This is a genomic window from Pseudoalteromonas sp. 31A1 (assembly GCF_011378815.1).
GTDB classification, from domain to species: domain Bacteria; phylum Pseudomonadota; class Gammaproteobacteria; order Enterobacterales; family Alteromonadaceae; genus Pseudoalteromonas; species Pseudoalteromonas arctica.
Window position 1 is genome coordinate 95233 of the sequence record NZ_WTKY01000004.1, and the last position, 24913, is coordinate 120145.

21 protein-coding genes are annotated in these 24913 nt (G+C 37.6%); 8 read left to right on the plus strand and 13 right to left on the minus strand.

All coding sequences use genetic code 11. The annotated features are described in order from the left end of the window. Positions 1–38: 38 nt before the first annotated feature. The 3 genes from GQR52_RS05835 to GQR52_RS05845 all read left to right on the plus strand — a co-directional run bounded on the left by GQR52_RS05835 (position 39) and on the right by GQR52_RS05845 (position 3204). Complete coding sequence (locus GQR52_RS05835) at positions 39–1493, plus strand: circularly permuted type 2 ATP-grasp protein (RefSeq protein WP_007585223.1); 1455 nt, start codon at positions 39–41, stop codon at positions 1491–1493. A 1-nt stretch (position 1494) separates the two neighbouring features. After that, positions 1495–2427 carry an alpha-E domain-containing protein gene (locus GQR52_RS05840; RefSeq protein ID WP_007585221.1) on the plus strand — a complete coding sequence of 311 codons (933 nt, stop codon included), beginning with the start codon at positions 1495–1497 and terminating at the stop codon, positions 2425–2427. Between the two features lie 123 nt (positions 2428–2550). Further along, the gene (locus GQR52_RS05845) at positions 2551–3204 is read left to right on the plus strand and encodes an MOSC domain-containing protein (protein WP_165727779.1); all 654 of its coding nucleotides are present in this window, start codon (positions 2551–2553) and stop codon (positions 3202–3204) included. Positions 3205–3210: 6 nt separating this feature from the next. Here the strand turns inward: GQR52_RS05845 and GQR52_RS05850 are convergent, their stop codons facing one another. Then, positions 3211–4119 carry a LysR family transcriptional regulator gene (locus tag GQR52_RS05850; protein WP_024593784.1) on the minus strand — a complete coding sequence of 303 codons (909 nt, stop codon included), beginning with the start codon at positions 4117–4119 and terminating at the stop codon, positions 3211–3213. Between the two features lie 129 nt (positions 4120–4248). Between GQR52_RS05850 and GQR52_RS05855 the strand changes: the two genes are divergently transcribed. The 3 genes from GQR52_RS05855 to GQR52_RS05865 all read left to right on the plus strand — a co-directional run bounded on the left by GQR52_RS05855 (position 4249) and on the right by GQR52_RS05865 (position 6878). Continuing rightward, entirely contained in the window at positions 4249–4686 is a 438-nt protein-coding gene (locus GQR52_RS05855) for a PACE efflux transporter (RefSeq protein WP_206017408.1), read from the plus strand. Positions 4687–4977: 291 nt separating this feature from the next. Further along, complete coding sequence (locus GQR52_RS05860) at positions 4978–6432, plus strand: HAMP domain-containing sensor histidine kinase (RefSeq protein ID WP_165727780.1); 1455 nt, start codon at positions 4978–4980, stop codon at positions 6430–6432. Beyond that, complete coding sequence (locus GQR52_RS05865; RefSeq protein WP_165721826.1) at positions 6429–6878, plus strand: response regulator; 450 nt, start codon at positions 6429–6431, stop codon at positions 6876–6878. Before GQR52_RS05860 ends, GQR52_RS05865 begins: the two co-directional genes overlap by 4 nt. Positions 6879–7031: 153 nt before the next feature. Here GQR52_RS05865 and GQR52_RS05870 read toward each other — a convergent pair whose 3' ends face one another. From GQR52_RS05870 to nirB, 6 genes are all read right to left on the minus strand, one after another. Continuing rightward, a complete protein-coding gene (locus GQR52_RS05870; protein WP_165727781.1) occupies positions 7032–8750 on the minus strand; it encodes a GGDEF domain-containing response regulator in 1719 nt (572 codons plus the stop codon). Between the two features lie 58 nt (positions 8751–8808). After that, positions 8809–9999, minus strand: coding sequence for an ATP-binding protein (locus GQR52_RS05875; protein ID WP_165727783.1), 1191 nt, complete (start codon positions 9997–9999; stop codon positions 8809–8811). A 279-nt stretch (positions 10000–10278) separates the two neighbouring features. Then, positions 10279–11541: a nitrate- and nitrite sensing domain-containing protein gene (locus GQR52_RS05880; RefSeq protein WP_165727785.1), complete on the minus strand. Its 1263-nt coding sequence runs from the start codon at positions 11539–11541 to the stop codon at positions 10279–10281. A 274-nt stretch (positions 11542–11815) separates the two neighbouring features. Beyond that, a complete protein-coding gene (gene cobA, locus GQR52_RS05885; protein ID WP_165727787.1) occupies positions 11816–12679 on the minus strand; it encodes a uroporphyrinogen-III C-methyltransferase in 864 nt (287 codons plus the stop codon). 9 nt (positions 12680–12688) lie between these two features. Continuing rightward, the gene (gene nirD, locus GQR52_RS05890) at positions 12689–13042 is read right to left on the minus strand and encodes a nitrite reductase small subunit NirD (protein WP_165727789.1); all 354 of its coding nucleotides are present in this window, start codon (positions 13040–13042) and stop codon (positions 12689–12691) included. Then, positions 13029–15602 carry a nitrite reductase large subunit NirB gene (nirB, locus tag GQR52_RS05895; RefSeq protein WP_165727790.1) on the minus strand — a complete coding sequence of 858 codons (2574 nt, stop codon included), beginning with the start codon at positions 15600–15602 and terminating at the stop codon, positions 13029–13031. Before nirB ends, nirD begins: the two co-directional genes overlap by 14 nt. 394 nt (positions 15603–15996) lie before the next feature. Here nirB and GQR52_RS05900 point away from each other — a divergent pair, with 394 nt between their 5' ends. Then, positions 15997–18150: a pyridoxamine 5'-phosphate oxidase family protein gene (locus GQR52_RS05900; protein ID WP_165727791.1), complete on the plus strand. Its 2154-nt coding sequence runs from the start codon at positions 15997–15999 to the stop codon at positions 18148–18150. Between the two features lie 38 nt (positions 18151–18188). On the opposite strand, the gene GQR52_RS05905 is transcribed toward GQR52_RS05900, so the two are convergent. The 3 genes from GQR52_RS05905 to GQR52_RS05915 all read right to left on the minus strand — a co-directional run bounded on the left by GQR52_RS05905 (position 18189) and on the right by GQR52_RS05915 (position 20325). Further along, positions 18189–18359, minus strand: coding sequence for an acetyltransferase (locus GQR52_RS05905; RefSeq protein ID WP_165727793.1), 171 nt, complete (start codon positions 18357–18359; stop codon positions 18189–18191). A gap of 299 nt (positions 18360–18658) precedes the next feature. Continuing rightward, entirely contained in the window at positions 18659–19489 is an 831-nt protein-coding gene (locus GQR52_RS05910; RefSeq protein ID WP_165727795.1) for a DUF2971 domain-containing protein, read from the minus strand. A gap of 212 nt (positions 19490–19701) precedes the next feature. Continuing rightward, a complete protein-coding gene (locus GQR52_RS05915; RefSeq protein WP_165727797.1) occupies positions 19702–20325 on the minus strand; it encodes a glutathione S-transferase in 624 nt (207 codons plus the stop codon). A gap of 116 nt (positions 20326–20441) precedes the next feature. On the opposite strand from GQR52_RS05915, the gene GQR52_RS05920 reads away from it, so the two are divergent. Beyond that, complete coding sequence (locus tag GQR52_RS05920) at positions 20442–21335, plus strand: LysR family transcriptional regulator (protein ID WP_165727798.1); 894 nt, start codon at positions 20442–20444, stop codon at positions 21333–21335. Between the two features lie 156 nt (positions 21336–21491). On the opposite strand, the gene GQR52_RS05925 is transcribed toward GQR52_RS05920, so the two are convergent. The 3 genes from GQR52_RS05925 to GQR52_RS05935 all read right to left on the minus strand — a co-directional run bounded on the left by GQR52_RS05925 (position 21492) and on the right by GQR52_RS05935 (position 24844). Next, on the minus strand, positions 21492–22343 hold the full coding sequence (locus GQR52_RS05925) for a universal stress protein (RefSeq protein ID WP_165727799.1): 852 nt from the start codon (positions 22341–22343) through the stop codon (positions 21492–21494). A gap of 10 nt (positions 22344–22353) precedes the next feature. Further along, the gene (locus GQR52_RS05930) at positions 22354–23844 is read right to left on the minus strand and encodes a SulP family inorganic anion transporter (protein ID WP_165727800.1); all 1491 of its coding nucleotides are present in this window, start codon (positions 23842–23844) and stop codon (positions 22354–22356) included. 271 nt (positions 23845–24115) lie between these two features. After that, positions 24116–24844, minus strand: a complete 729-nt coding sequence (locus GQR52_RS05935; RefSeq protein ID WP_165727801.1) for an NUDIX domain-containing protein — start codon at positions 24842–24844, stop codon at positions 24116–24118. Between the last annotated feature and the right edge of the window lie 69 nt (positions 24845–24913).

Genomic DNA, 24913 nt, shown 5'->3' on the forward strand with positions numbered 1-24913 from the left:
CTACGTCATATATGATGATGGATAAGGTGAAAGAGTGTATGAAAATTGATTGGAAAGCGTACCAAACAAAAGGTTTCTTTGATGAATTAATTGATGCACAAGGAAACGTTAGATCGCATGGAACACAATTAGCACAATTTTTTGCTAATTTATCAGCAGAAGAATTAGTAAAAGCCAGAGCGGTTGCTGATTTAGCAATTAAAGAAATGGGTATTACTTTCACGGTTTACAACGAAGGTAATATGATTGATAGAGCCTGGCCGTTTGATATTATTCCTCGTACAATTGGTAAAAAAGAATGGCAAAGCGTAGAGGTTGGTTTAAAGCAACGTGTTGAAGCGCTTAACCTTTTTATAGATGATTTATACCACGACCAAAAAATAATAAAAGATGGTGTTTTTCCAAAAGGGTTACTAGAAAAATCAGTTAACTTTCGCCAGCAATGCGTGGGAATAAACCCGCCAAATAAAATATGGGCGCATATTTGTGGTTCAGATTTAGTACGCGATGGTAGCGGTACAATGTATGTGCTTGAGGATAACCTGCGTGTTCCTTCGGGTGTATCTTATATGCTTGAAAATCGCTCTGTAATGAAGCGTGTATTCCCTGAATTATTTGAGCAAGTATCGATTTTACCTGTTGATGATTACCCTTCACAATTATTTGATATGCTAGCGGCAATGTCGCCTCGTCCACAAGATAAACCAGAAGTCGTGGTACTTACTCCTGGGGTGTTTAACTCCGCTTATTTTGAGCATTGTTACCTTGCCCAAGAAATGGGTTGCGAACTGGTAGAAGGGCGCGATTTAGTTGTTGAAAAAGATGACTGTGTATACATGAGAACAATCACAGGGCTACAACGAGTTGATGTTATTTATCGTCGTATAGATGATTTGTTTTTAGACCCAGAAGCCTTTTTACCAGAATCCCAACTTGGCGTTCCTGGATTAATGCGTGCTTGGTCTAAAGGTAATGTTGCTTTAGTTAATGCACCAGGCGCCGGCGTTGCTGACGACAAAGTAGTTTATGCTTATGTACCAGAGATGATTAAGTATTATTTAGGTGAGGAAGCTAAACTTGCTAATGTTCCAACGTTCAAATGTTTAGACCCGAAAGAATGCGACCATGTGATTAAAAATATCGATAAGCTTGTTGTAAAACCCGCTAATGAGTCTGGCGGATATGGATTATTAATTGGTCCAAAATCGACCAAAAAAGAACAAGAAGCGTGTATTGCTCAAATTAAAGCGGACCCACGAAATTGGGTAGCTCAACCAACATTAGATTTATCAACAGTACCCACATTTGATGGCAATAAACCAGATGGTCGACATACCGATTTAAGACCGTTTATTTTATCATCAGGTAAAGACACGCAAGTTACCACTGGTGGATTAACACGTGTTGCTATGGTTAAAGGCTCTTTGGTGGTTAATTCATCACAAGGTGGTGGCAGTAAAGATACTTGGATTGTTGACGAAGAGGCTAAATAATATGTTATCAAGAGTAGGCGAAACTTTATATTGGGTATCTCGATACATTGAGCGTGCGGAAAATGTAGCTCGTTTAATCAACGTTAACAACTTACTGATGATGGACTTACCCAAAGGTGTATGTACTGGCTGGGAACCATTAATTGATATTATTGGTGTGCGTAAAGCGTATTCAGAAAACCATACTGATTTTACTGAACAAAAAGCATTAAGGTATTTACTTGTTGGTAGCGATAATAGCTCGTCAATTTTAAACTCTATTACTTCGGCACGAGAAAGCGCGCGTACAATCCGCGATGTAATTCCTCGAGATGTATGGGAAGAAATTAACTCTCTTTATTATTATGTAAAAGATAATCAAAAAGAAGGGATAACAAAGCGCGGACGTTTTGATTATTTAAAAAAGATTATAGATTCAGCCCATCAAATATTTGGGGCGTTAGATGCCACAATTAATCATGATCAGGGCTATGTTTTTATCCGCTTTGGTTCGATTATAGAGCGCGCAGACATGACATCGCGAATTTTAGATATTCGCTCAGCTACGTTAATTACTAATGAAGAAGAAGTGAAGCCATTTGATAATATTCAGTGGATCAGCTTATTGCGCTCATTAAGTGCTTATCAAATGTATCGCCAAGAAATGGGCGTTAGAGTACAGCGTGCAGATGTAATAGAATTTGTGATGCACAGCAAAGTATTCCCACGATCTATTTTATTTTGTATGAATGAATTAAAAGCATTGGTTTTACCTTTGCCAAACTCAACAGAAATTATTAAATCAATTGATGATGCAATTGTTGAGTTAGAAAATAAAGACGTACGAGTACTTAAAAATGGTCTGTTGCATGACTTTATCGATGAAATACAAATAGACTTAGCTGGAATACATAACGGACTGGCCGAAACGTATTTTTTAAAACAAGCAGAATAATAAAAACTGTATATTGTGAAATGACTGCTTAGTCTTAAGCGGTCATTTTTTTGCTTAAATTTATTTATAATAATTTTAAAACCTGCATAATTAATCTTTACTTCCTCATCCGTTGGTATCGCAATGAAAATCATCTCGACTAATATCTCTAAAATTAAAACTCTTATTCATAATGATAAAGAGGTGAGAACAGGAATATTCAAAACCCCAACTAACGAACCTGTAGCGATTGAAAAGCTAAATATAATAGGTGACGAGCAAGCTGATTTAATTAACCACGGCGGGGTAGATAAAGCAGTATATGCTTTTTCGCACAATCATTATGAGTACTGGCAGAAGACTCTTGAAAACGAAAACTTAAGTAGCGGCATATTTGGTGAAAACTTCACTATTTCTGACCTCGATGAAACGAATATACATATAGGCGACCAAATTCGAATGGGTACTGCACTGCTTGAAGTAAGTCAGCCTCGTGTACCCTGTTTTAAACTCGCTATCGCCCTTAATAATAAAAACAGTCTTAAACTGTTTACGCAGCATTACTGCACTGGCGTTTATTTTAGGGTACTAGAGCAAGGCGTTGCAAAAACGGGTGATAGTGTTGTTATCGAGAAGAAAGCCTCGCACGACATATCAGTTAAAAAACTGTTCCAGGCATTTTTTGATAAAAAATACGTAGGTTATGAAGACATACTTTTAGAAGCATTAACTTTGCCAGAGCTTGCTGTAGAGTGGCAAGAAAAGCTAAAGAAGAAGCTTGCTATTAAAAGTGAATAAAGCAGTTTAAAACTGTTTTATTCCCGCGCTATCACTCTTTAAAAAGTGTTGCTGCAACCTATTTATTAAACTTTGAAGAACAGGTCCTGTTGATTGGCTTCTTGAAACAACGCATCCCACAGGAGTAAGCCAACCGCCTTGTTCATGAGTAACGGGTAGCGTTACCACTTCAGCTTGGTTTATATACCTCTTAATAGCAAACTCGGGTACAAGCGCCCAACCAATACCCTGAACTACTAAGTCGATAAGGGTTTGATGTGTATTTGCGTACCAAATTCTAGAGCTAATTGCGTAGCTAAACCATAACTCTTTTTGGCTAAGGCTGCGATGAACACATTGCCTATGGGCTTTTAAATCATTGCTTGTTACAGCCTTTAGCTTTGCAAGCGGGTGTTCTGGTGATGAAATCGTTAAAAATCGAGCTTGACCTAATAGAAAAAAATCCATATCAACTTTTAGTTCCCCATCACTATAAATGATACCTACTTGTGCTTTTCCTATTTTTACTAAGTTTTCTACATCGTCAGTTGTTGTCGATATTATTTCGAAATTAGTAATCGGGAACTGATCAGCAAGTGGGGCAATCACTTTTAAAATATCTTGATTATTTAGGCTTTCATCAATAGCTATAATTACCTCATGCTCATAATTTTTTGCTAATGCATCCACTTTTTGGTCAAAATACTTTTGCTGATGAAGTATAGAGTATGCGACAGGTAACAATGCCTTACCACTGATCGTTAAGCTGGGTATATTTTTATTACGCGTAAACAATGTTTGATTAATCGCTATTTCAAGATTAGAAATAGCTTGGCTAATTCCCGATTGTGCACGGTTAAGCTTTCGGGCTGTTGCCGAAAAAGATCCTGTTTCTACCACGGTTACAAAAATTTTTAGTTGCTCAAAACTATACATATCATTCAACTTAAAGGTGAGTACTTATTTGCTCATCTTATCACTAAAGGTGATGGCTACTAACTTTGCAAATAATTAAATTATGTCACTATTATTTTCTTTAATTATTTGGCGTAAAAGGGGTTAATTATGGATGCAAAAATGGGGTCGCTAGAGAGGATGTTTCAGGCTGTTTTGTTTGAAGTATTAGCGGTAACGCTGTCGATTATTGGTTTGGCTGTATTTACAGAGCATGCAATATCGGCTTTATCAGGCACTATGATTATAATTGCAACGATTGCGATGTGTTGGAATTTTGTTTTTAATTGGTTTTTTGACAAAGTAGCTACCGGTGCAAAAGAGCAACGTTCTGTATTATTCCGTATTTTTCACGTGATTTTATTTCAAGGCGGGTTACTTGTTTTTACTATTCCCGTAATGACGAGCATTTTAAACGTAGGCTTATGGGAAGCATTAATAATGGATATCGGCGTAACTTTTTTTATAACCCTTTACGCTTTTACTTTTAACCTAGTGTACGACCACACACGAGCCTCTATTTTTCATTCAAAAAATGCTGCATGTTAATACACTTTTTAAATATGGCATGACTTAACAAAGTTTTGTATTTAGCTGCTGGTGTATTTGCCAATACACCAGCATTTTTAGAAGCATTTATACTACCTGTGTCTGCTTTGTAGTGGCAAAAAAATAACAAAGAAGCTTTTATCAAAAACTGAGTAAAGCTAAATATCAATTGTTATTTATAGAGGAGCTAGTAAAAAAGATAAAATCTGCTATACCTAAGGTTATAAATACTATAATTATTATAGTGTTATTTAAAAATTGTTGGGTTAGTAGCTAAAATAGGTGTCGTATATGAATATCTCAAGAAAACTGATGCTTATTGTAATATTAACTGCAGCAGAGATAAGTATTACTGTCTACTCAGCTTTTGAAATAGCTAAAGGGGCTAAGTTTCATCAACTTAACTTTCTTCATTTAAAGTATACACATCAACTTACCAAGTCAGTTAAAAAAATAGAAAATGATATCCCCATAGATATAAATGCCATTGAGTCGGATATATTGTTAATTAGGCAGCAACCTATTGAATGTATTGAACAAATAAACCCGTTAAATTATGCTGTTATGAAAGTTATTAACACAGATCATACATTAACAATCTGTGAAAACGATATTGAAATTGCTGATAAAGCCTTATTGTCGGTTAATCAGTATAAAAAGGGGGAACTTAGTAGAGACGCTTTTTTACTAAATCTTAATACTTCGCTAAGTGGCTTTAATAAAAATACGGAGCTGTTTGAGGAACCAATTAGAAAAACAGTATCGTTTATACTAATGACGTTAATTCCACTTGTTATAATCATATCTTTTTTTAATATTCTTTTTATAAGTTATCTTTCTCGCACAATATCGAGCTCTATTCGAAATCTAACTCTACTTTTATCAAGTAAGCCCGAAAACAATATTAATCTGGACGATGAACTTGATATAAAAACGTCGGGTGAATTAAAAGCACTCGTTATCGCGGCCAGACAGCGAATTAAAAATGATCTTTTAAATATTGAAAACAGTATTGAACTCAAAGAGATTATAAACAGCCAAACAGCTTCCCTGCAGCAAGCAAATGATGAGCTTGCCCAGTTTGCTTATCGGGCTTCCCATGACCTGAAGTCACCGCTGTCAGGGGCTAAATCCTTAGCGCATTTTGTTATCGAAGATATAAAAGCGGGAGACACAGAGGAGGCAAGCCGAAATGCACTGGTTATTTATCAACAAATGGAAAAGTTAGAAACACTTGTTGTTGATATTTTATTGTTAGCCAAAGCTGATATTGGTAATGAGGATAAAGATGTAATTGACTTTAATCAGTTAATTATTGATATGAAAGAACGACTGTCTTGGCTCATGAAAGATAATCCTTGTACGCTCGAAACAACAATTAATCTATCAGTACCTATAAGGTCGGAAAAAGCGCGTTTTGCTCAAATTATTGAAAATTTGATATCAAATGGGTTGAAGTATTACGACAGAAATAAAGACTCGCCTTATGTCCGCTGTGATATTTTTAATGAGCAAGAGACGTTTTTTATTACTGTTACAGATAACGGAATGGGAATACCACAAAAGCATCAAAGTGAAGTGTTTGATATGTTTAAGCGATTTCATGCACAGACAAGTACGGGGTCTGGTTTAGGGATGGCGCTGGTTAAAAAACATATTGAGTATTTAAATGGTGAAGTATCACTGCAAAGCTCTGATGAAGGTACGACGTTTAAAATAATAATACCAATGGATAAGCTAACATGACAAAAATTAAACCCCCTATATTAATTGTCGATGACAATGAAGTTGACCGGTATATTCTTAAAAGATTAATTAAAGAGGCTGAATTAGATCTTACAATTTTTGAAAAAAAAGATGGCCAGGAAGCATTAGAATTTTTAGAGAATTATGAAGCTAACAGAAAAGAATACCCTGATGGATTTCCTCCAATACTTATATTTTTAGACATTAATATGCCAAGAGTTAATGGGATCCAATTTTTAGAGGAATTTTCTAAACTAAGAAAGATGATAGAAATCAGCTCGTGTGTGGTTATGATGTTTAGCTCATCAGAAAGAGAAGAAGAAAAAAAGATTATAATGTCACACGATTTTGTTAAAGGTTACCTTGTAAAAGGAAGTTTTCAGGCAGCAGAGTTAAAAGAAAAAGTATTGGCTGTCATCGGTCAGCATTTGAAAAAACACAGCTGATTTGCATGTGTTTTAAGTTTTAATCCGCTAGGCTGTGCCAATTGGAGAGCCTTTAGTTTGAGTATGTGACACAAACCAAAGGTTTTTAGCTTAAGGTTACACAGATGTTTGATTTAAGCTTCAATTTTACAAAGGCTCAAAATAACCTATTTATTAAAGGCTTATTTTTTTACTATAGTCATCGAGCAGCAAATTAATTTCGTTTACAGGCATAGGCTTTGAAAAGAGAAAACCTTGCAGGTAGTCTATATTTAATTTTTTACACAGCTGATGCTGGGTTTCAGTTTCGATTCCTTCAGCTACCACAGAAAAATCTAGTTTCTTCAGCATTAAAGATAAGCTCTCGATTATTTTTAATCGCTTATTATTTTCTCCAACTAACGATTGCATGCTTTTGTCTAATTTTACTATATCAATAGGGTAGGAAATAAGGTGAGATATGGATGAATAACCCATACCAAAATCGTCCAAAGCAATTCTAAACCCTTTATTAGACAAAGAAGTTAATATCTCAATCACTTCTTTACTGTTTTCCATAAAAGCTGTTTCTGTTATTTCGAGAATAATACTACTGGTTTTTAAATTGTATTTTTCGACCGTCTCTAATAGATACGTTTGTAAAACTTCTCTTTGCAGCTGTATCGGTGAAATATTAATAGATAGAGTTAACGGCGTTTGATAGTCTTTCTGCCACAAAGATAACTGCTTTAAAGCGCTCGCAATTATCCATTTTCCAAGGGGGGCTATTAATCGGCACTCTTCAGCAATAGGAATAAACTCATCGGGGGTATAATTAACGGTTGTATCTGGCCAACGGATCAGGGCTTCGACACCTGTCATTATTTGTGTTTTTGAACAATAAACAGGTTGATAAAATAGCCTAAAGTTTTTTTCCTCTATATGCTCTTTTATACTATTTTGAATATCTACCCGACGACTAAATTCATATTGATATTGCTCTTTGTAAAAGCTTATTCTACTTTTACCACTTTGCTTTGAGCGATACATTGCAATATCAGCACATTTTAGCAGTTCATGAGATTCAGTAGCATCATTTGGGTATATGGCGCTTCCAATGCTAACACTGCAATTTAAAGTTCTACCTTCATGTAAAAAGGGTTTAGAAACTTCAGCTAAAATTCTATTTGCTATCATACCTATTTGATTAATGTTGCAAATCCCACCTATTATAACTGCAAATTCATCGCCTCCTAAGCGTGCAAATCCTTCGTTTTGCCTCAGGCAACTATGAATCCTTTCTACTGTTTGTATTAAAATTTCGTCGCCGACACTATGCCCAAGCGTATCATTAATATTTTTGAAGTTATCTAAATCTAAAGCAAGTAACGCCACGCAGTTTTTAGCACGTTTATTGTTAGCTATCATTACTTTTAGTATTTCTTCAAAATGATATCGATTAGACAAACCAGTAAGCTGATCCCTTTCTGCCATATGCTTTACAGCAAGATAACTGTTGTGCATACGTTGTTCTGCCTCGAAGCGTTTTTTTGCATATATAAGCGCTTTATTTAAACTATCCCTCGTTATATCACCTTTTGGTAAAAAGTCTTGAGCGCCGGCTTCTATACACTCAATAGCCAAAGCTGAGTTCTCTGAGGAACTAATCATGATAATTGCGGTGTTACCGAGTTTAGGCTTTGCACGCATTTCAATTAGCATTTCAATGCCATCTTCTTTAGGCATATTATAATCGAGTAGTATTATATCAAAGTGCGTGTCTTCAATGGCTTTCAAGCCCTCGGATACGCACGTTACCTCGGTAATGTCATGATGATGAGAGCCATCAGAAATAAGCATTTTTTTAATTAATTTGCGATCAACTAAGTCATCATCAACAATTAAAATATTCATAAGTTCCTTCTAAGAGCAGCATCTACATGATGCTCGTTTATAATTGATAATTTCATAGTTAAACTTTGGGCCAATAAATAGTGAATGTACTGCCAAGTTTCCCATCGGAGGCTACTTCAATTTTGCCCCCATAATTAATAATGAGCTTATTGGCAATACAGAGTCCAATGCCGCTCCCTTCAACATCATCTCGAGATTGCAATGTCTGAAATAACTTAAATATGAGTGAAAAATATTTAGGGTCAATTCCAGGCCCATTATCTGTTATCTCAATAATGTAATATTGATTAGAAGGGATAAGTGAAATATCGATAATCGGGTGCTCTTTATTGTTATGTTTTATTGCATTACTAATAAGATTTTGAAAAACAGTTTTAAAAGGGAGTAGCGGTATATCGAGTACTTCGTTATTGGCGTGTATATCAACAGTGACAGTTTTTGGAACTTCTAAAATTTGTTCTATATCTTGGTAAATACTTTCTAAAGATATGCTTGCACGCGTTGAATCACAGCTATTTATTCTCGAGTAGCTTAGTAAATCTTCTAGCAGTACTTGCATTCTATTAGCCCGGCTGAGCACAAGCTGAAAGTTTTCTAGGTGCTCTTGAGGGAGTAAATCTTTACAGTCATCATAAATCCACTCTAATAAACGTTTTATAGCATTTAATGGTGACTTTAGATCGTGTGAAGCAATACTGGTAAATTCATCTAGTTCATCGCTCACTTTTTGTAATTTTTTGATTAGGCGATCTTTTTCAGTTTCGTCTTTTTTTAGCTCGCTAATTGTTGAGTGAAACTTAGAACTGTTTATTTTATCTAATGAATTTTTACGTTGGACCAACTGATTAACAAAGTTTTTTTGTAAACTATTTAAGATTAATTTTTCTTTTTCGGTAAGTAGTGAATCACTTGCTCGGTCAAATATAAACCATCCAAATTTAAGGTTTGAGGGCAAAATAATAAGTGATACCACTCTAAATATTTTAGGAGCATGTTCGATAATCGATTCATTGAAAACGTCATCAGATAGTTGCTCTTTAGCTACTGTTATTTTTGAACCGGATTTATATAGCTCAACGGAACGTTCAGGGAGGTTAGCAACAATAGAGAATGAGCTTGCATCAAAAATGTTTAAAATTAGCTCAGCAAAGCTTTTTAAGCTTGTTTGAATGTCATTATCAAGAGAAGTCGTTAATTGCTGCTCATCTATTAATGATACACCTTCTAAATAACTCTCTACATTGGGCATTCAAACTCCTACAACAGTATTAAATAAATATGCCTCATTAAAATGAGATGCAACAAATGATTAACTTATTGTAGTTGATTATTTTGAATGTGTTGAATTATTCACTTTATAAATTAATGCCAAATTAAAGCCTTACCTTATTATAGTCAGTAGCTTATGAATCTATTTTCTAATAAGGTAAAACTAAGTCTGATCGTGAAATTTATGACTGAATAAATAAGTATTATGTTGGGTAGTGTTCTTACTAAAGATCAACATACCCAAGTAAAAACAGCACTTTTAATCGCTCATTTGTACTATTGTTTGCGCTACGCTAAATAAGGTTTTATGCGTATCCATTGCTTGTTTTTGTAGCTGTTTATGGGCTTGCTCTTCAGTGAGCTTTAACTGCTCAATAAGTATGTACTTGGCTTGGTGAATGACCTTTTGCTCACTAATTACTTTTTTAGCATCAAGTAACGCTTGGTTTATTTGTTTTATATGTTGGCTTTGCTCAATAATTAAATCGTACATACTTTTATTAGTATTGAGCTTATCGGCCGCTATGTTTTGGCCTACTTCTGGCTTTGGTTGCTTAATGGCTAATTGGCCAAAAGAAGGCGCTATGTGCTGCTCTGCCATATTGTTAAGTACCTGCTTATTTGTATTTAAACTACGTTGAGCACAGGCTATTTGCATTGCTGCGGTATCAATTAATTGATCTGCTATATTTTGTTCAATTTTGTGCATTATATCTATGCGCGTAGTGGTTACTTCGTACCATACTTCGCTCAGTTGTGAGAGCGGTTGAGCATTCTCGTCATCGAGTTTTTGCAGTAAACTTCTAAGTTGCTCCACCTGATTATTAACCTGATGCGTTGTTAGTGTGGCAAAGCATTTTAAAAGGTGCTCATCGGCGTATTCATTAAAAAATTCAAAGCTGTGGTTTTGTTCTTGTACAAAGTGCGCGAGCTGCTGTTTTTGCTCAGTGGTAAATTTACTTGCTGCAAATGCTTGTGCACCACAGGCACGCTCTTGTCCTGCGTACTCTTTACCTTGCATAAAATTGAAAAATGCGACTAACAAACGCGTTATTTTAGGATCGCTTGCGCCATCAGCTGCCTCTAAAATAATATTGAGTAAACTAGCAATTAACTGCGTGAACGACTGCGTAGCATGTACTGCACTAATGTTTTGTTGTGCTATTTGCTTGCGCAATACCGGTAATGCATCGAGTGCTTGTAAGCTGTAGGTAATTAAATTAAATAACCGAGTATGGCCCGTATCGGCGTTGTCGTTTATAAATGTTTGTTTAAGAGAATCATAAAATGCAGTTTGTGCGCTGTTGCTTAAAGGGATTTGTTCTTGTAATTGGGCTTTAAATCGCTCTCGATTTGAGGCCAAAAATATATTACTCATTGCGCGTTCTTTTTGTAACTGATGTACAAAATCGCCTAACTTAGTGAGCGAGGAACAACTGTTTTGTAATTGCTTTAGCGCGTGTATTTCTTGATATTTAGCCGCTAATAAAAACTGTTTTGTGAGAGGATTGTTTGTCGCCATTGATAGTATTCCACACTTTTTTGTTTTTAAAGTGCAACCACCGTTCCAATCATTAATAAATTTCATCATTGAATTTAAAATCAAGCTAATACAATTACTTAAAGTGTTATTTTTGTTTGTCACTGTGTTTCTATAATTTAACTTACCATTACTTTTAACTTATTTGGTGCATTAAAGCATGTTATTGCACACAACTTGAACCCAAATTAAAAACAAAAAAAGCGCCTACTCCTGGGGAGGTAGTAAGCGCGAAAAGTGCATTATTCATTTTGTATCATGCGTTAACATTTATACTGTTTAATAACTCAGGGCTAATTGCCATTTTATGATTTATCACTTCACCAATCATAATTAGGGTAGGGCCTTGAAGGTTGTGTTTAGCATGCTCATTTACTATCAGTTCAAGCGTACTGGTAATTACCTTTTGCTTAGTAGTAGTGGCATTTTCGATTAGTGCAATGGGTGTATTACTTGGCCAGCCCACTGATTGTAAACCGTTGCTTAGCGTTTGTAAGCGCGAAAGCCCCATATAAACCACTAAAGTGGGGTTGTTGTTTCCAGGCATAAACGCGTAATTTTTCCAATGAGGCTGCTTGTTAGGATCGGCAAACTGCGCCGTTAAAAACGTAACACTGCGCGCTACGTCTCTTGCTGTTAGCGGAATACCTGTATAAGCAGAAGTAGCACAAGCCGTTGTTACACCCGGAACAATAGCAAAATTAATATTATGCTTTGTAAGCGCATCGGCTTCTTCGTTAATACGTGCAAATATACTCGGATCGCCGCCTTTTAAACGCACTACGTTTAGGCCTTGTTGCGCGTATTTAACCAGTAGTTCGCAAATGTTAGCTTGGGTCATCGAATGCTTACCTGCACGTTTACCTACAAATACACGCTGTGCTTTTTTAGGTAGTGTTTTTAGTAAATCGTCACTTACTAGCCAATCGTACAAAACAACATCGGCGGTATTAATTAAACGCTGCGCTTTTACTGTAATTAGCTCTGCGTCTCCTGGGCCTGCACCAATTATATAAACGTTGCCACTTTTGGCGCTGCGACTATTTGAGCTTGTTAGCTTGGTAACAAGCTTATTTAACCACACGTTTTCAATACCCGAAAAATAAGACAGTACACTCATAATATTCCCCTAAGCCACAGCCGTTGTAACTTTTGGTTCAGAGCTTATAAATACACTGCCGTCTTCAATTTTTGCATTAAAAACCGGTAAGTGTATTGCTTCTGCTTCTAAACATTCACCTGTTTCTAGGCAAAAGTGCTGCTTATATAAAGGCGATGCGACCACTAATTTATTATCGATAGAGCCAATAATGCCACGCGATAATACATTCGCTTTACCAATAGGGTCGTAGTTGCTAATAGCAAACACAGCCGTTGGGTTTTGTGGAATATAAAAAATAGCAACTTGCTGATTATTAACTAATGCGCACACGCCGCTATTAGCCACTAGGTTATCGGTTGTTCCAATATTATGCCAAGACATCAGCTTGCTCCTCTTCAACTTCCATTACTGGAATACGGTTTTGTGTATTACGTTGCTCACGTTTTTCGGCTTCTGTTGCAGGGCGAATTTGGTTACGCTCTTGCACAAACAAAATGTTGTCGTCGGTTTCGGGGCTATTAACAAACTGGCGGAATCGTTTGGCTGCATCTGGGCTTTCAATTGCTTTTTTCCACTCACATGCATAGGTTTGTGTAATTAATTCCATTTGCGCTTCTAGCTCGTCGCAAATGCCTAAGCTGTCGTCAATAACTACGCTTTTAAGGTAGTCTAAACCGCCTTCAAGATTTTCCATCCATACCGACGTACGTTGTAATTTGTCAGCTGTTTTAATGTAAAACATAATCACGCGGTCAATGTATTTAATCAGTGTTGGCGTGTCTAAATCGGTCGCAAATAAATCAGCATGGCGAGGGCGCATACCGCCATTACCACACACGTATAAGTTCCAGCCGTTTTCGGTAGCTATAATGCCAATATCTTTACTTTGTGCTTCGGCGCATTCGCGGGTACAACCCGATACCGCCATTTTAAATTTATGCGGTGCACGTAATCCTTTGTAGCGGTTTTCAATTTCGATTGCGTGTCCAACGCTGTCTTGCACACCATAACGACACCACGTACTACCCACACACGATTTAACTGTTCTAAGAGACTTACCATAGGCATGACCGGTCTCAAATCCGGCTTCTATAAGTCGCTCCCAAATAACAGGAAGCTCTTCTAAGCGTGCACCAAATAAATCAATACGTTGACCGCCAGTGACTTTGCAGTACAGGTTAAAATCTTTTGCTACTTGTCCAATTACAATGAGTTTGTCGGGCGTTATTTCGCCACCAGCAATACGCGGTACTACAGAGTACGAACCATCTTTTTGCATATTTGCTAAGTACGTATCGTTAGTGTCTTGCAAGCCAACATGGGCAGGCTCTAAAATAAAGTCATTCCATGTTGAGGCTAATATAGATCCAATTGCCGGCTTACATATTTCACAGCCATGACCGCTGCCGTGTTTAGCTAGTAAGTCATCAAAGCTTTTAATGCTTTCTACTTTAACCATATGCAGTAGTTCTTGGCGTGAATACGCAAAGTGCTCACATACATGGTTGTTAACTTCAACTCCGCGGCTTGCTAATTCGTTATCAACAACTGATTTTAATAACGCTGCACAGCCACCACAGCCGCTTGCTGCTTTAGTGCATGACTTTACTGAAGCTAAATCGCATGAGCCGCCATCAATTGCACCTACAATGTCGCCTTTACTCACATTGTGACACGAACAAATAGTGGCGGTGTCGGGTAGGGCACTGCCCGATAGCGACGGTGCGCCACCGCTGTCTGGCAAAATTAAGCACTCAGGGTTTTCGGGTAAGTCCATGTCGTTAAGCATGTACTGTAGTAATGTATCGTAATCGCTTGTGTCGCCAACAAGTACAGCGCCCAGTAATTTATCGCCTTTTTCACTTAGTATGATTTTTTTATAACAACCGCGAATAGCGTCTTGGTATATAAGTTCTTTACAGTCTGGCGTTTTTGCGTGAGCGTCGCCAATTGAGCCTACTTCTACGCCTAATAACTTAAGTTTTGTGCTCATATCAGCACCTAAAAACTCAAGCTCGCCACCACTTAATTGGCTCGCTGCAACGCGTGCCATGTTGTAACCTGGTGCAACTAAGCCAAATAGCTTTTTTTCCCACAGGGCACATTCACCAATGGCTAAAATATCAGGATCAGATGTTTGGCATTGGTTATTAATAATAATACCGCCGCGTTCACCCAGTTCTAAATTGGCAATTTTACCTAGTTGGTCGTACGGGCGAATACCGGCAGAAAACAAAATCAAGTCTGTTTCTAAAAATGTCTCGTCCGAAAAATTTAATCTAAAGCGGCTCGTTTCGCCTTTGACTATTTCGCTGGTCGCTTTTGATGTATGTACTGTTACGCCAAGTTTTTCTATTTTATTTTTTAGTAGCGTACCGCCTTGTCCATCAAGCTGAACAGCCATAAGCTGCGGCGCAAATTCAACTACGTGGGTATCAAGCCCTAGTTGTTTAATTGCATTTGCGGCTTCAAGCCCTAATAAACCACCGCCAATAACTACACCGCTTTTACTTACGGCTGCACTGGCTTTTATTTGTTCTAAATCTTCTAATGTGCGATACACCAAGCAATGGGGTTGGTCGTTACCTTTTATAGGCGGCACAAACGGGAACGAACCGGTTGCAAGTATAAGTTTGTCGTACGGGTATTGCTCACCCGTTAGTGTGGTCACTACCTTTGCTGTTCTATCAATGCCTTCAACCCACTGGCTTGTATGCACATTAATATTGAGCTGTTTGTAGTTGTCGTGGGTGGTAAGTGCTAAATCGGCAGCCGTTTTACCATCAAATACACTTGATAAGTACACGCGATCGTATGCAAGATTTGCTTCTCCGCAAAGTACAGTAATGTCTGCGTTGGCATCGCTTTGGCGCATTTGCTCAACAAAGTGGTGTCCGACCATACCATTACCAATAATGAGTATTTTTTGCGAGGTTTGCATAGGGCATTCCTTAAAGTGACGGTTTAAATACAATTAACAAAAAAGCCCGCCACAAATACGCATTATGCATAACTGTGTGCGGGCTTCTTTGCCGATGGTTGCTAATAGCTAGTGTGTTCACAACCTAAATTTTTGCCGTAAGTAAAACAGGCTTGTTAATAGAATGTTTGCAAAAACACAGCCAGTTTTATAACTTATTGTTTAAAAGGCATTTAATGTGTTTTTAGAGTGAGGATAAAACCAGTTTTGTTATATGTTGGTGCGCGCCTGGCACTAATAGGGTGCAAGTATTGTCATTGTTTTGTGCATTATCAGTCAATAAAACACCCATTATCATTTATTGTGTATTGAGTTAAATTTAACCCATAAAATACGCACACAAATTACGAGCGAAATGACTAACACAAACTCAATAGATGCTTCACCTTTTCATGAAGGCGAGCTGGCAATACAAGACAAACTCGGTAAACGAGAAATAATGGCAACATTTGGCAAGCGTGCTGTGCGCTCGTTTATGCCAGAGCAGCATCAAGCATTTTTTGAGCAGTTACCGTTTGTGGTTGCAGGCAGTGTTGATGAAAACGCAGATGTGTGGGTATCTATTGTTTCGGGGCAGTCAGGCTTTTTAAGCGCCCCAACTCCTACGTCGTTATTAATGACCCATGCGGTTGATAAAAACGACCCTCTACATAACACGTTAAAAATTGCCGGCTCGCCAATTGGTTTATTAGGCATTGAGCTAAGCACGCGTAGGCGTAACCGTTTAAATGTGCGTGTAGGTGAGGTAATTAGCGATAATAAGGTGAGTTTTAGTGTTGATCAATCCTTTGGTAATTGTCCGCAGTATATTCAAACGCGCGACTTAACGTTTAATAGAGATCCCTTACTTAAAAGTAATACGGTACAAAAAGTTGAATTTAATACACTTGATAACGCAGCAGTTGCGTTAATTGACACCACCGATACATTTTTTGTTTCAAGCTTTATAACTGCTAAAAACAATCCAAAAATTGAAGGGGTTGATGTTTCTCACCGTGGTGGGTTGCCGGGTTTTGTAAAGCGCGAAGGTAATACATTAACGATTCCTGACTACGCAGGTAACAATTTTTTTAATACCATGGGTAACTTTTTATTAAACCCAAAAGCAGGTTTGTTATTTCCTGATTTTGATACGGGTAATGTATTAATGCTTACCGGCAGCGTTGAAATTTTATGGGATGGGCACCCAGAGCTTAAAGGTTTTATTGGTGCAGATCGGGGCTGGAAATTTACCCTCACTAAAGGAATGTGGCTTAAAAATTTACTCCCGTTTAGTGCTAAATTTGATTCTTACTCACCTAACACTAAAATGACGGGTACGTGGCTTGAGGCTGATAAAAACAACCAAGCCGAAAAACTCAAACATACTTGGCAGCCTTTAAAAGTAACTAAAATAATTAAAGAGAGTGATGTAATTACCTCCTTTTATTTAGAAGGGCACAACAATACAACCTTGTTACCGTTTAAAGCTGGGCAGCACTTAACCGTACAAATACCAAGTAAAAATAGCGACAATAACAACAGTAATAGCAAACCTGTTACTAGAACCTACACCGTTTCATCAAGCCCGCATGAACTCTTTTATCGGTTATCGATTAAAAAAGAGCTCAGTGGCGAGGTGTCTAACTACTTTCATAATAACGTAAAAGTAGGCGACGTTATTTTAGCTAAATACCCACAAGGGCAGTTTTTTATTGACCCCACCAGTACCAAACCTGCGGTACTTATTGGTGGTGGAATAGGGATTACACCTATGATCTCAATGGCTAAACACATTGCTCATGAAGGTGTAAGAACCCGCTATACACGCCCTTTGCATATTTTCCACAGTGCTAAAAACGCCCAACAGCGTGCGTTTTACAACGAGCTGAAAACGTTAGCAGATACGATTGGCGGGGCAATTGATTACTATTCACTTTTATCGCAGCCTGTGCTTGATGAAAAGCAAGGCGATGGTTTTAACTTAAAAGATGAGAGCTTTAATTTAAAAGACGAAAGCTTTGATTTAAAAGGGCGAATAAATGCTGATGTGTTTAGGTATTATTTACCACTTGATGATTACGAGTTCTTTTTATGCGGACCTGATGCGTTTATGCAGCACGTATATAATGAGCTTTTATTACTCGGTGTGCAGGATAAAAACATATTTGCTGAAGCATTTGGCCCCTCCGCTATTAACCGCAAAGTACTCAACACAAACGAAGCGCCTACTAAAAGCAAAGAAATGAGCGTAGAAGAGGCTGAAAACACCGTAATTAAATTTAGTAAATCGGGCTTTGAACAACGCTGGAATAAAGGCGATAACACTATACTTAATGTAGCCGAAGCCCATGGTTTAGAACCTGAGTTTGGTTGTCGAAACGGCAGCTGCGGCAGTTGTGCAGTTAAAATAAATGCAGGGAGTGTGGTGTATCGCAATAACGTCAGTTACCCGGTAGAGACAGGGCAGGCGCTAATTTGCTGCGCTGTACCGGCTAAAGGCGTTGATGAGCTTGATTTAGAGCTATAAAGCTTACGTTACTTTAGTTTTGAGTCACCTTATCGTCATTACATGCGAGCTAATTTAGTAAATGTTTTTTTATGTGTTTTTAAAGCTAACTTAGCTTCAGATATTACAATTTGCTTACCTGCTTCACCCGATAAATCTAAAGTTTTAGTTGCTTTAATCTTAGGTCTATCAACGGATGAAACGCCGTAAGCTTCTACTTTTTTATTCATTACAACGACCTTTTGATAACGTATTAAGTTAAGTATACGTCTATATTGTGAAAGAGAACATGGCGAGGTTGTAGAATAACTCCAACAGCTAAAATTAAGTAAAAAATGAGCTTATGAAATTATCTTTAAGTGCTTTATAAAAAATTAGGTATTGCTATGGAGTTGAATCGTTACCAACGTCAACGTGATGTTTGAGTACGGATCCTTAACCAAAATATTCAATTCAAGAAAAATTTAGGATAGATGTCACGTTTATTCATGAAGTTAAGTTGAATCGAACTAACTATTTAAATTCTTTTTTAATATTTTTTTGCAACAATTTTATATGATGATTTATCTATTTCTATTAGGTATATTTCAGTATTTGGAAAATATTGGCGAATGATAGCTATAAGTACCTTTCGCTTATTTAAAGGCATTTTAAAACCAATATATACTTTATCAAGGTCATTAGAAGAATAACGGTGCAAACCGCTGGTACCACTTATAAAGCGTAACTCACCTTCATATCTCCACTGCTCGTGCTTAAATCTTACAGCACTGAAATATTGTTCGGTAATGAAAGGAGCATAATCAATTGGATTAACTACATATGACGCGGTTATATAATCAACTTTACAATACCCAATTTTGCTATCGGGGTTTAATTCTTCAATCGAATTTAGAAAATTTGACGCAGAAAACTGCAAACAGAAACCAGTAAAACCCGCTCCATAATGTGACCACATCAGCATATTTTCACTGTGCGGCGAATCGTCTGGTAAATCTAAAGAAGTTGAAAATATATTCAGAGAACCTAACAAAGTCGAATGTTCGTTCTTAACATGTTCGATACCTAATTCAAAGTTTTTACAAAATACTTCAGGATTTTGTTGATAGGCTTTGTTAGCTAGTTCGAAAGCTTCAGCTTTAGAAATATTTAAATTTTTTTCCATATAGATTGCAGTAGCATTTAAGTATTGAACAATTTTATCACATTCTTTTTTAGGAACTTCATATCTGACAGATACTTCAAATGGATCATTCAAAGAATCCAAATCAGAAAACCAGGCAGTTTGATCAGCTAAAGCGGATAATGAATTTTCATTGAATGAAGAGAATTTATACAATCTATCTGTTGGAAACACCATACTTACCTCAAAGAATCTAGCAGGTTTATCAGAGAACCTTTCCTTATTTTTACATGAAAATGTCCTCATATTGTTAATTTATATTAATAGCAAACTCTGTAAGTTATTGCCAATTATAAATATTATGCACTAGCTTTTAGATTCCATTTAAATAAACACACAAAAAAAGAGGCTAAATAGCCTCTTATAAAACAGTGTTTAAAGCTTAAAAACTAAGCCAGTAAACCTGCTTTTGTTTCAGGCATTGCTATAAAGCCGTCAAGTTTACGAACGTTGCTTAACCATCTTAAAATATTAGGGTATTCACTAAGAGATACGCCGCCCTCTGGTGCGTGTGCTATGTACGAAAAGTTGGCAATGTCGGCAATAGTTGGCTGAGTGCCTACTAAGTATTCACGGTTTTGTAAGTACGCATCCATGGTTTTAAATAATGAATGGGCAATGTTTATAGCGTTTTGATGATCGAGCTGCGCGCCAAACACAGTAACTAAACGCGCTGCAGCAGGGCCTGAAGCCACAAGCCCCGCAGCAACACTCAACCAGCGTTGAATGTGCGCTTGAACCGTAACATTTTCAGGGTACCAGGTTCTGTTAGCATCAAATTTTTGTGCCAAGTACACTAAAATAGCGTTTGAATCGTTAATAACGTCATCGTTATTTTTGAGTACCGGTACTTGTCCAAAAATATTCATTTTTAGAAAGTCAGCTTGCTTTTGTGCGCCGTTTTGCAGTGCCACATCAACCATATTTACATCAAGCTTTAAAAGCGATGTAAATAGCTCTGCGCGGTGTGAATGACCAGATAAAGTAAAACGGTATAGCGTTAGTTTGCTCATGGGTTGTCCTGTTTTTAATTTTGAATAGTGATTTTTAGTAACGCTATTCTTTCACTATTGTCAGTTTTGAAAAACCGAGCTAGCAAGGAATTAATGTCAATGCTATATTGACAATCATGGATACTATTATTGGCATTAAAACAATCATCGCGGTTGTTGAAACAGGCTCTTTTACAGCCGCAGGCGACAGACTAGGGCTTTCAAAGGCGCTGGTTAGTAAATACGTGGGCATTGTAGAGCAAGACTTAGGGGTTAGATTATTTAACCGCTCCACGCGTAGAATTTCGATTACCGAAGCGGGGCAAAGTTATTACGCAAGCGTAGTGCCCGTTATTGAAAGCTACAGCGAAATGCTCGATAACTTATCGGGTCAAACAGCGCTTGCCAGCGGAAAGCTTAGGGTGAGTGCGCCGGTGTCGTTTGGTGAATCAAACCTTGCGCCGTTAATGCCTGAGTTACTGAGCCGATACCCTGATTTAAGTATTGATTTAGTGCTTTCTGACAAAACAATTGATTTGCTAGAAGAGGGGGTTGATTTAGCAATTAGAATTGGCAGTGTGTCTGACTCTAATTTAATTGCGAGGCAAATTACCAGTTACCCTTTAATTTTATGTGCTTCGGCAGATTATATAAACCGCTTTGGTGCTCCTACGAGCGTTGAAGAGCTTGAACAACACGCCACAGTGATTGATAGCAACTTTAAAATAGGTCGCCATTGGCCTCTAGTTTCACCAAGTGGTGAGGCATTAACGGCAAGCGTAAACTCGCGTGTTTCGGTTAATAATCCGCAAGCTGTAAAAGAGGTTGTTGTTGCGGGTGGCGGTATTGGCTTAATCCCTGAAATAGTGGTGAGAGACGATATTGCATCGGGTAAGCTTGTGCAGGTTATGCGGGACTATAAAACATTTGAATTTGGCTTATTTGCTATTTATCCGCATAGAAAATTTGTGGCTCAAAAGGTGACGTCGTTTATTCAGTTTTTATTCGAAAAGTTTGAAGTTAAAAAATAAAGCGGCTCTCAACCTTCAACCTTACTTTAAAGTTAAAACTAAAACTAAAACCCAGGCTAAGCCAAAAACCAAAAGCCTAAAATCAGTTAAGTGATTTTAGGCTTTTTGGTGTGGGCTATTAAATTTTTTTAAATAACCACTTACTTAAAAGGAGCCTTACTTTAAAATAACCACAGGCACATCGCTGTTTTCGAGCATTTTAAGGGTGTTGCTGCCTACAAAAAACTGCCTTAGCTTAGAGTGGCCAAACGCACCCATTACAATTAGTTCTACATTATTTTGCTCTTTGTATTGCATTAACGAGTTAAAAATATTGCCCTCTAAAAAGCTTGCTGACACTTTAAAACCCATACTGGTGAGTTTGTATTGCGCGTTAATAAACTTTTCTTCAAGGTCTTCTTCGTTGTTTTTAATACTCACTAAATGACAATGTAAGCCGTGTAATAAACCGCCATCAATCACTTGTTGTAGCGCTTTATCGGCTGTTTCGCGGCCATCGTACGCAATCATAAATGACGTAGGTTGTTTAAACGTTTCAGGAACAAGCAAAATAGGTTGGGTTGCATTGCGTATTAGAGTTTCTATATGTGAGCCAAGTACCGCTAAGCTATTACTATGCCCAGTACCATTTTGTCCAATAACAATAAGGCGAGCGTCGTCTTTAAAGTCGATAACGGTATCGAGCAAATCACTGTGGCGCTTAATTAACTCAAAATTAATAATGCCTGCCGATTTAGCATGCTCACTTACTGAGTTTAATAATTCATCAGCCATTTTTAAACTTACTTTGCAGCGCTGCTCGTCAAGGGCTACCATTTCACTAAGCAGCGAAGAATGCGCGCCAATCCCAATGCTGCCAGAGTAGTTGCCGATATTAGTTTGCTGGGCTTTTTCAAGCGTATGTACAAAACTAATGGGTTTATTTAGCTTTTTTGAAGCCCAAATAGCGGCTTCGGTTACATTTTTAGTGATGGCTGAGCCATCAACACAGGTAATTATTTTAGTCATTACATTCTCCTTAATGTCCGCCAAGTAGTTTTTCGACTTCTTCAGGGTTGTTATGCACACCAAACTTATCAACAACGGTTTCGGTTGCGCTATTCATACCAATAACATCAACTGTTGCGCCTTCACGCCTAAATTTAATAACCACCTTGTCGAGTGACGATACTCCTGTTATATCCCAAAAGTGGGCATGGGTTAAATCTATTACTACATTAGCAACCGCATTTTTAAAATCGAATGACGCTATAAATTGCTCAGCGGAGGCAAAAAACACTTGACCAACAACTTCATAGGTTATTTGGTCGTTGATTTCATCATGATTGGTTTTAACCACCATAAAGCGACCAATTTTATTGGCAAAAAACAACGTTGCTAACAATACGCCAACTAAAACACCAATGGCTAAGTTATGCGTAGCAACCACCACAATAACGGTGGAAATCATCACTATATTTGATGAAAGCGGGTTCTTTTTTAAATCTTTAACGGATGCCCAAGAGAACGTACCAATCGATACCATAATCATTACAGCAACCAATGCAGCCATAGGAATTAACCGTAGCCATTCATCTAAAAACACCACCATGATGATTAAAAACAAACCGGCAATAAACGTTGAGAGCCGACCACGACCGCCCGATTTAACGTTAATGATAGACTGCCCAATCATGGCGCAACCCGCCATACCACCAAATAACCCTGCACCAATATTGGCAATACCTTGACCTTTACACTCTTTATTACGGTCGCTCGTTGTATCGGTTAAGTCATCAACAATAGTCGCGGTCATCATCGATTCAAGTAAGCCCACAACAGCAAGACCAATTGAGTAGGGTAAAACAATTTGCAGTGTTTCGAGTGTTAGTGGTACATCGGGCCATAAAAATATAGGTAGGGTGTCTGGCAGTTCGCCCATGTCGCCAACGGTTCTTATATCAAGCCCTAAAAACAGTGAAACAAGCGTAATAACAACAATACACACTAAAGGAGAGGGAAGTATTTTGCCAATAGTGGGAATATACGGAAATAAGTAAATAATACCCAAGCCCGCTGCGGTCATCGCATAAACATGCCAAGTAACATTAGTCAGCTCAGGCAATTGCGCCATAAATATTAAAATAGCCAATGCGTTTACAAACCCAGTAACAACAGAGCGTGATACAAACCGCATTAACTCACCGAGCTTTAAAAACCCTGCAAATATTTGTATTACGCCGGTAAGTAAGGTGGCAACCAGTAAATATTCAAGACCGTAGTCTTTAACCAGCGTGACCATTAGCAGCGCCATTGCTCCGGTTGCCGCCGAAATCATTCCTGGGCGTCCGCCTACAAAGGCAATAATAACCGCGATACAAAATGAGGCGTATAACCCCACCTTTGGATCAACACCCGCAATAATAGAAAAGGCAATCGCTTCAGGTATAAGGGCAAGCGCCACAACAATACCAGCAAGCACATCGCCACGAATATTAGAGAGCCAATCTCTTTTTACGTGATCAAACATGTAAGTAACCTAATTAGTTAGTTTCCCAAAGTATAGGGGAATATTTTATTTAAATAACAGTGATTCTCGCGCAGATGGCGATTAAGGGTGCACGCAACGTGCTGATGAAAAAGGGAGTGGTTGCCTAGGGCGGCGTAAGTTTCAAGTAAAAAGCTCCTTTTTGATTAGTGTGTATTAATAATGCGGGCGAATTATAAGTAACACATACACTTTAGCAGCATGCTGTTTGGCCTTAAAGACCAAACTTTAATCTAATAATGTTTTTGAATATTTAAAACTCAAATGTAAAACCAAACTCTCTTAATTTTTCATATACGTTTATGTCAAAACGGTACAAAGTAGCAGCTCTGTGGGCTACGTTGGTTTGTTTTTCTTTGCAGTTTATTAATAAGTTCATTTTTTGAAACTTACGTCTAAAGTTAGGCTTATCGAGTGACTTATTTAAAATCGACTCGTAAATTCCTTGTAGCTCAAGCAGGGTGAATTTTTCAGGGAGTAAGCTAAAACCGATAGGCTCGTGCCTTACTTTATAACGTAAGTAATCAAGGCCACTTTTTAAAATGTCGGCGTGGTCAAACATTAAAGCAGGTGCGTTGTTTACATCAAACCACTCACACTCTACAGCGTTATCGCCACTCACAAGATTGGTTTCTTCAAAGCGCACGAGCGAGTAGTAAACAATAGTAATAATACGCCTAGCGGGGTAGCGGTCTACGTTACCAAATGCACCTAACTGATCTAAATAAAGGTTTTCAACACCGGTGGTACTTTTAACAACACGCAGAGCTGCAAGGTCTAAGTTTTCGTCTTTACGAACCCAATGACCAATTAAACCCCATTGGCTTGTTGCAAGACCGCGATTATATTTAACCAGCAGCACTTTTAACTTACCTTCATGAATAGCAAATACAATATTATCTACGGTTAGATTACTAATGCAGTCATCAGGAATCGATTCTTCGTCAATATTGTTAGAAATATTTGATGTTTTATGGTGCATAAATTACTCAGCCAATGCTATACATACATATTGTTATAAAGACTATTAAGAGTATATAAAAGGCGATTA

Excerpts from the sequence above, each read along its gene's own strand:
- GQR52_RS05835 (WP_007585223.1), top strand. The coding sequence starts at position 39 with ATGAAAATTGATTGGAAAGCGTACCAAACAAAAGGTTTCTTTGATGAA.
- GQR52_RS05840 (WP_007585221.1), top strand. The coding sequence starts at position 1,495 with ATGTTATCAAGAGTAGGCGAAACTTTATATTGGGTATCTCGATACATT.
- GQR52_RS05845 (WP_165727779.1), top strand. The coding sequence starts at position 2,551 with ATGAAAATCATCTCGACTAATATCTCTAAAATTAAAACTCTTATTCAT.
- GQR52_RS05850 (WP_024593784.1), bottom strand. The coding sequence starts at position 4,119 with ATGTATAGTTTTGAGCAACTAAAAATTTTTGTAACCGTGGTAGAAACA.
- GQR52_RS05855 (WP_206017408.1), top strand. The coding sequence starts at position 4,249 with ATGGATGCAAAAATGGGGTCGCTAGAGAGGATGTTTCAGGCTGTTTTG.
- GQR52_RS05860 (WP_165727780.1), top strand. The coding sequence starts at position 4,978 with ATGAATATCTCAAGAAAACTGATGCTTATTGTAATATTAACTGCAGCA.
- GQR52_RS05865 (WP_165721826.1), top strand. The coding sequence starts at position 6,429 with ATGACAAAAATTAAACCCCCTATATTAATTGTCGATGACAATGAAGTT.
- GQR52_RS05870 (WP_165727781.1), bottom strand. The coding sequence starts at position 8,750 with ATGAATATTTTAATTGTTGATGATGACTTAGTTGATCGCAAATTAATT.
- GQR52_RS05875 (WP_165727783.1), bottom strand. The coding sequence starts at position 9,999 with ATGCCCAATGTAGAGAGTTATTTAGAAGGTGTATCATTAATAGATGAG.
- GQR52_RS05880 (WP_165727785.1), bottom strand. The coding sequence starts at position 11,541 with ATGGCGACAAACAATCCTCTCACAAAACAGTTTTTATTAGCGGCTAAA.
- cobA (WP_165727787.1), bottom strand. The coding sequence starts at position 12,679 with ATGAGTGTACTGTCTTATTTTTCGGGTATTGAAAACGTGTGGTTAAAT.
- nirD (WP_165727789.1), bottom strand. The coding sequence starts at position 13,042 with ATGTCTTGGCATAATATTGGAACAACCGATAACCTAGTGGCTAATAGC.
- nirB (WP_165727790.1), bottom strand. The coding sequence starts at position 15,602 with ATGCAAACCTCGCAAAAAATACTCATTATTGGTAATGGTATGGTCGGA.
- GQR52_RS05900 (WP_165727791.1), top strand. The coding sequence starts at position 15,997 with ATGACTAACACAAACTCAATAGATGCTTCACCTTTTCATGAAGGCGAG.
- GQR52_RS05905 (WP_165727793.1), bottom strand. The coding sequence starts at position 18,359 with ATGAATAAAAAAGTAGAAGCTTACGGCGTTTCATCCGTTGATAGACCT.
- GQR52_RS05910 (WP_165727795.1), bottom strand. The coding sequence starts at position 19,489 with ATGGTGTTTCCAACAGATAGATTGTATAAATTCTCTTCATTCAATGAA.
- GQR52_RS05915 (WP_165727797.1), bottom strand. The coding sequence starts at position 20,325 with ATGAGCAAACTAACGCTATACCGTTTTACTTTATCTGGTCATTCACAC.
- GQR52_RS05920 (WP_165727798.1), top strand. The coding sequence starts at position 20,442 with ATGGATACTATTATTGGCATTAAAACAATCATCGCGGTTGTTGAAACA.
- GQR52_RS05925 (WP_165727799.1), bottom strand. The coding sequence starts at position 22,343 with ATGACTAAAATAATTACCTGTGTTGATGGCTCAGCCATCACTAAAAAT.
- GQR52_RS05930 (WP_165727800.1), bottom strand. The coding sequence starts at position 23,844 with ATGTTTGATCACGTAAAAAGAGATTGGCTCTCTAATATTCGTGGCGAT.
- GQR52_RS05935 (WP_165727801.1), bottom strand. The coding sequence starts at position 24,844 with ATGCACCATAAAACATCAAATATTTCTAACAATATTGACGAAGAATCG.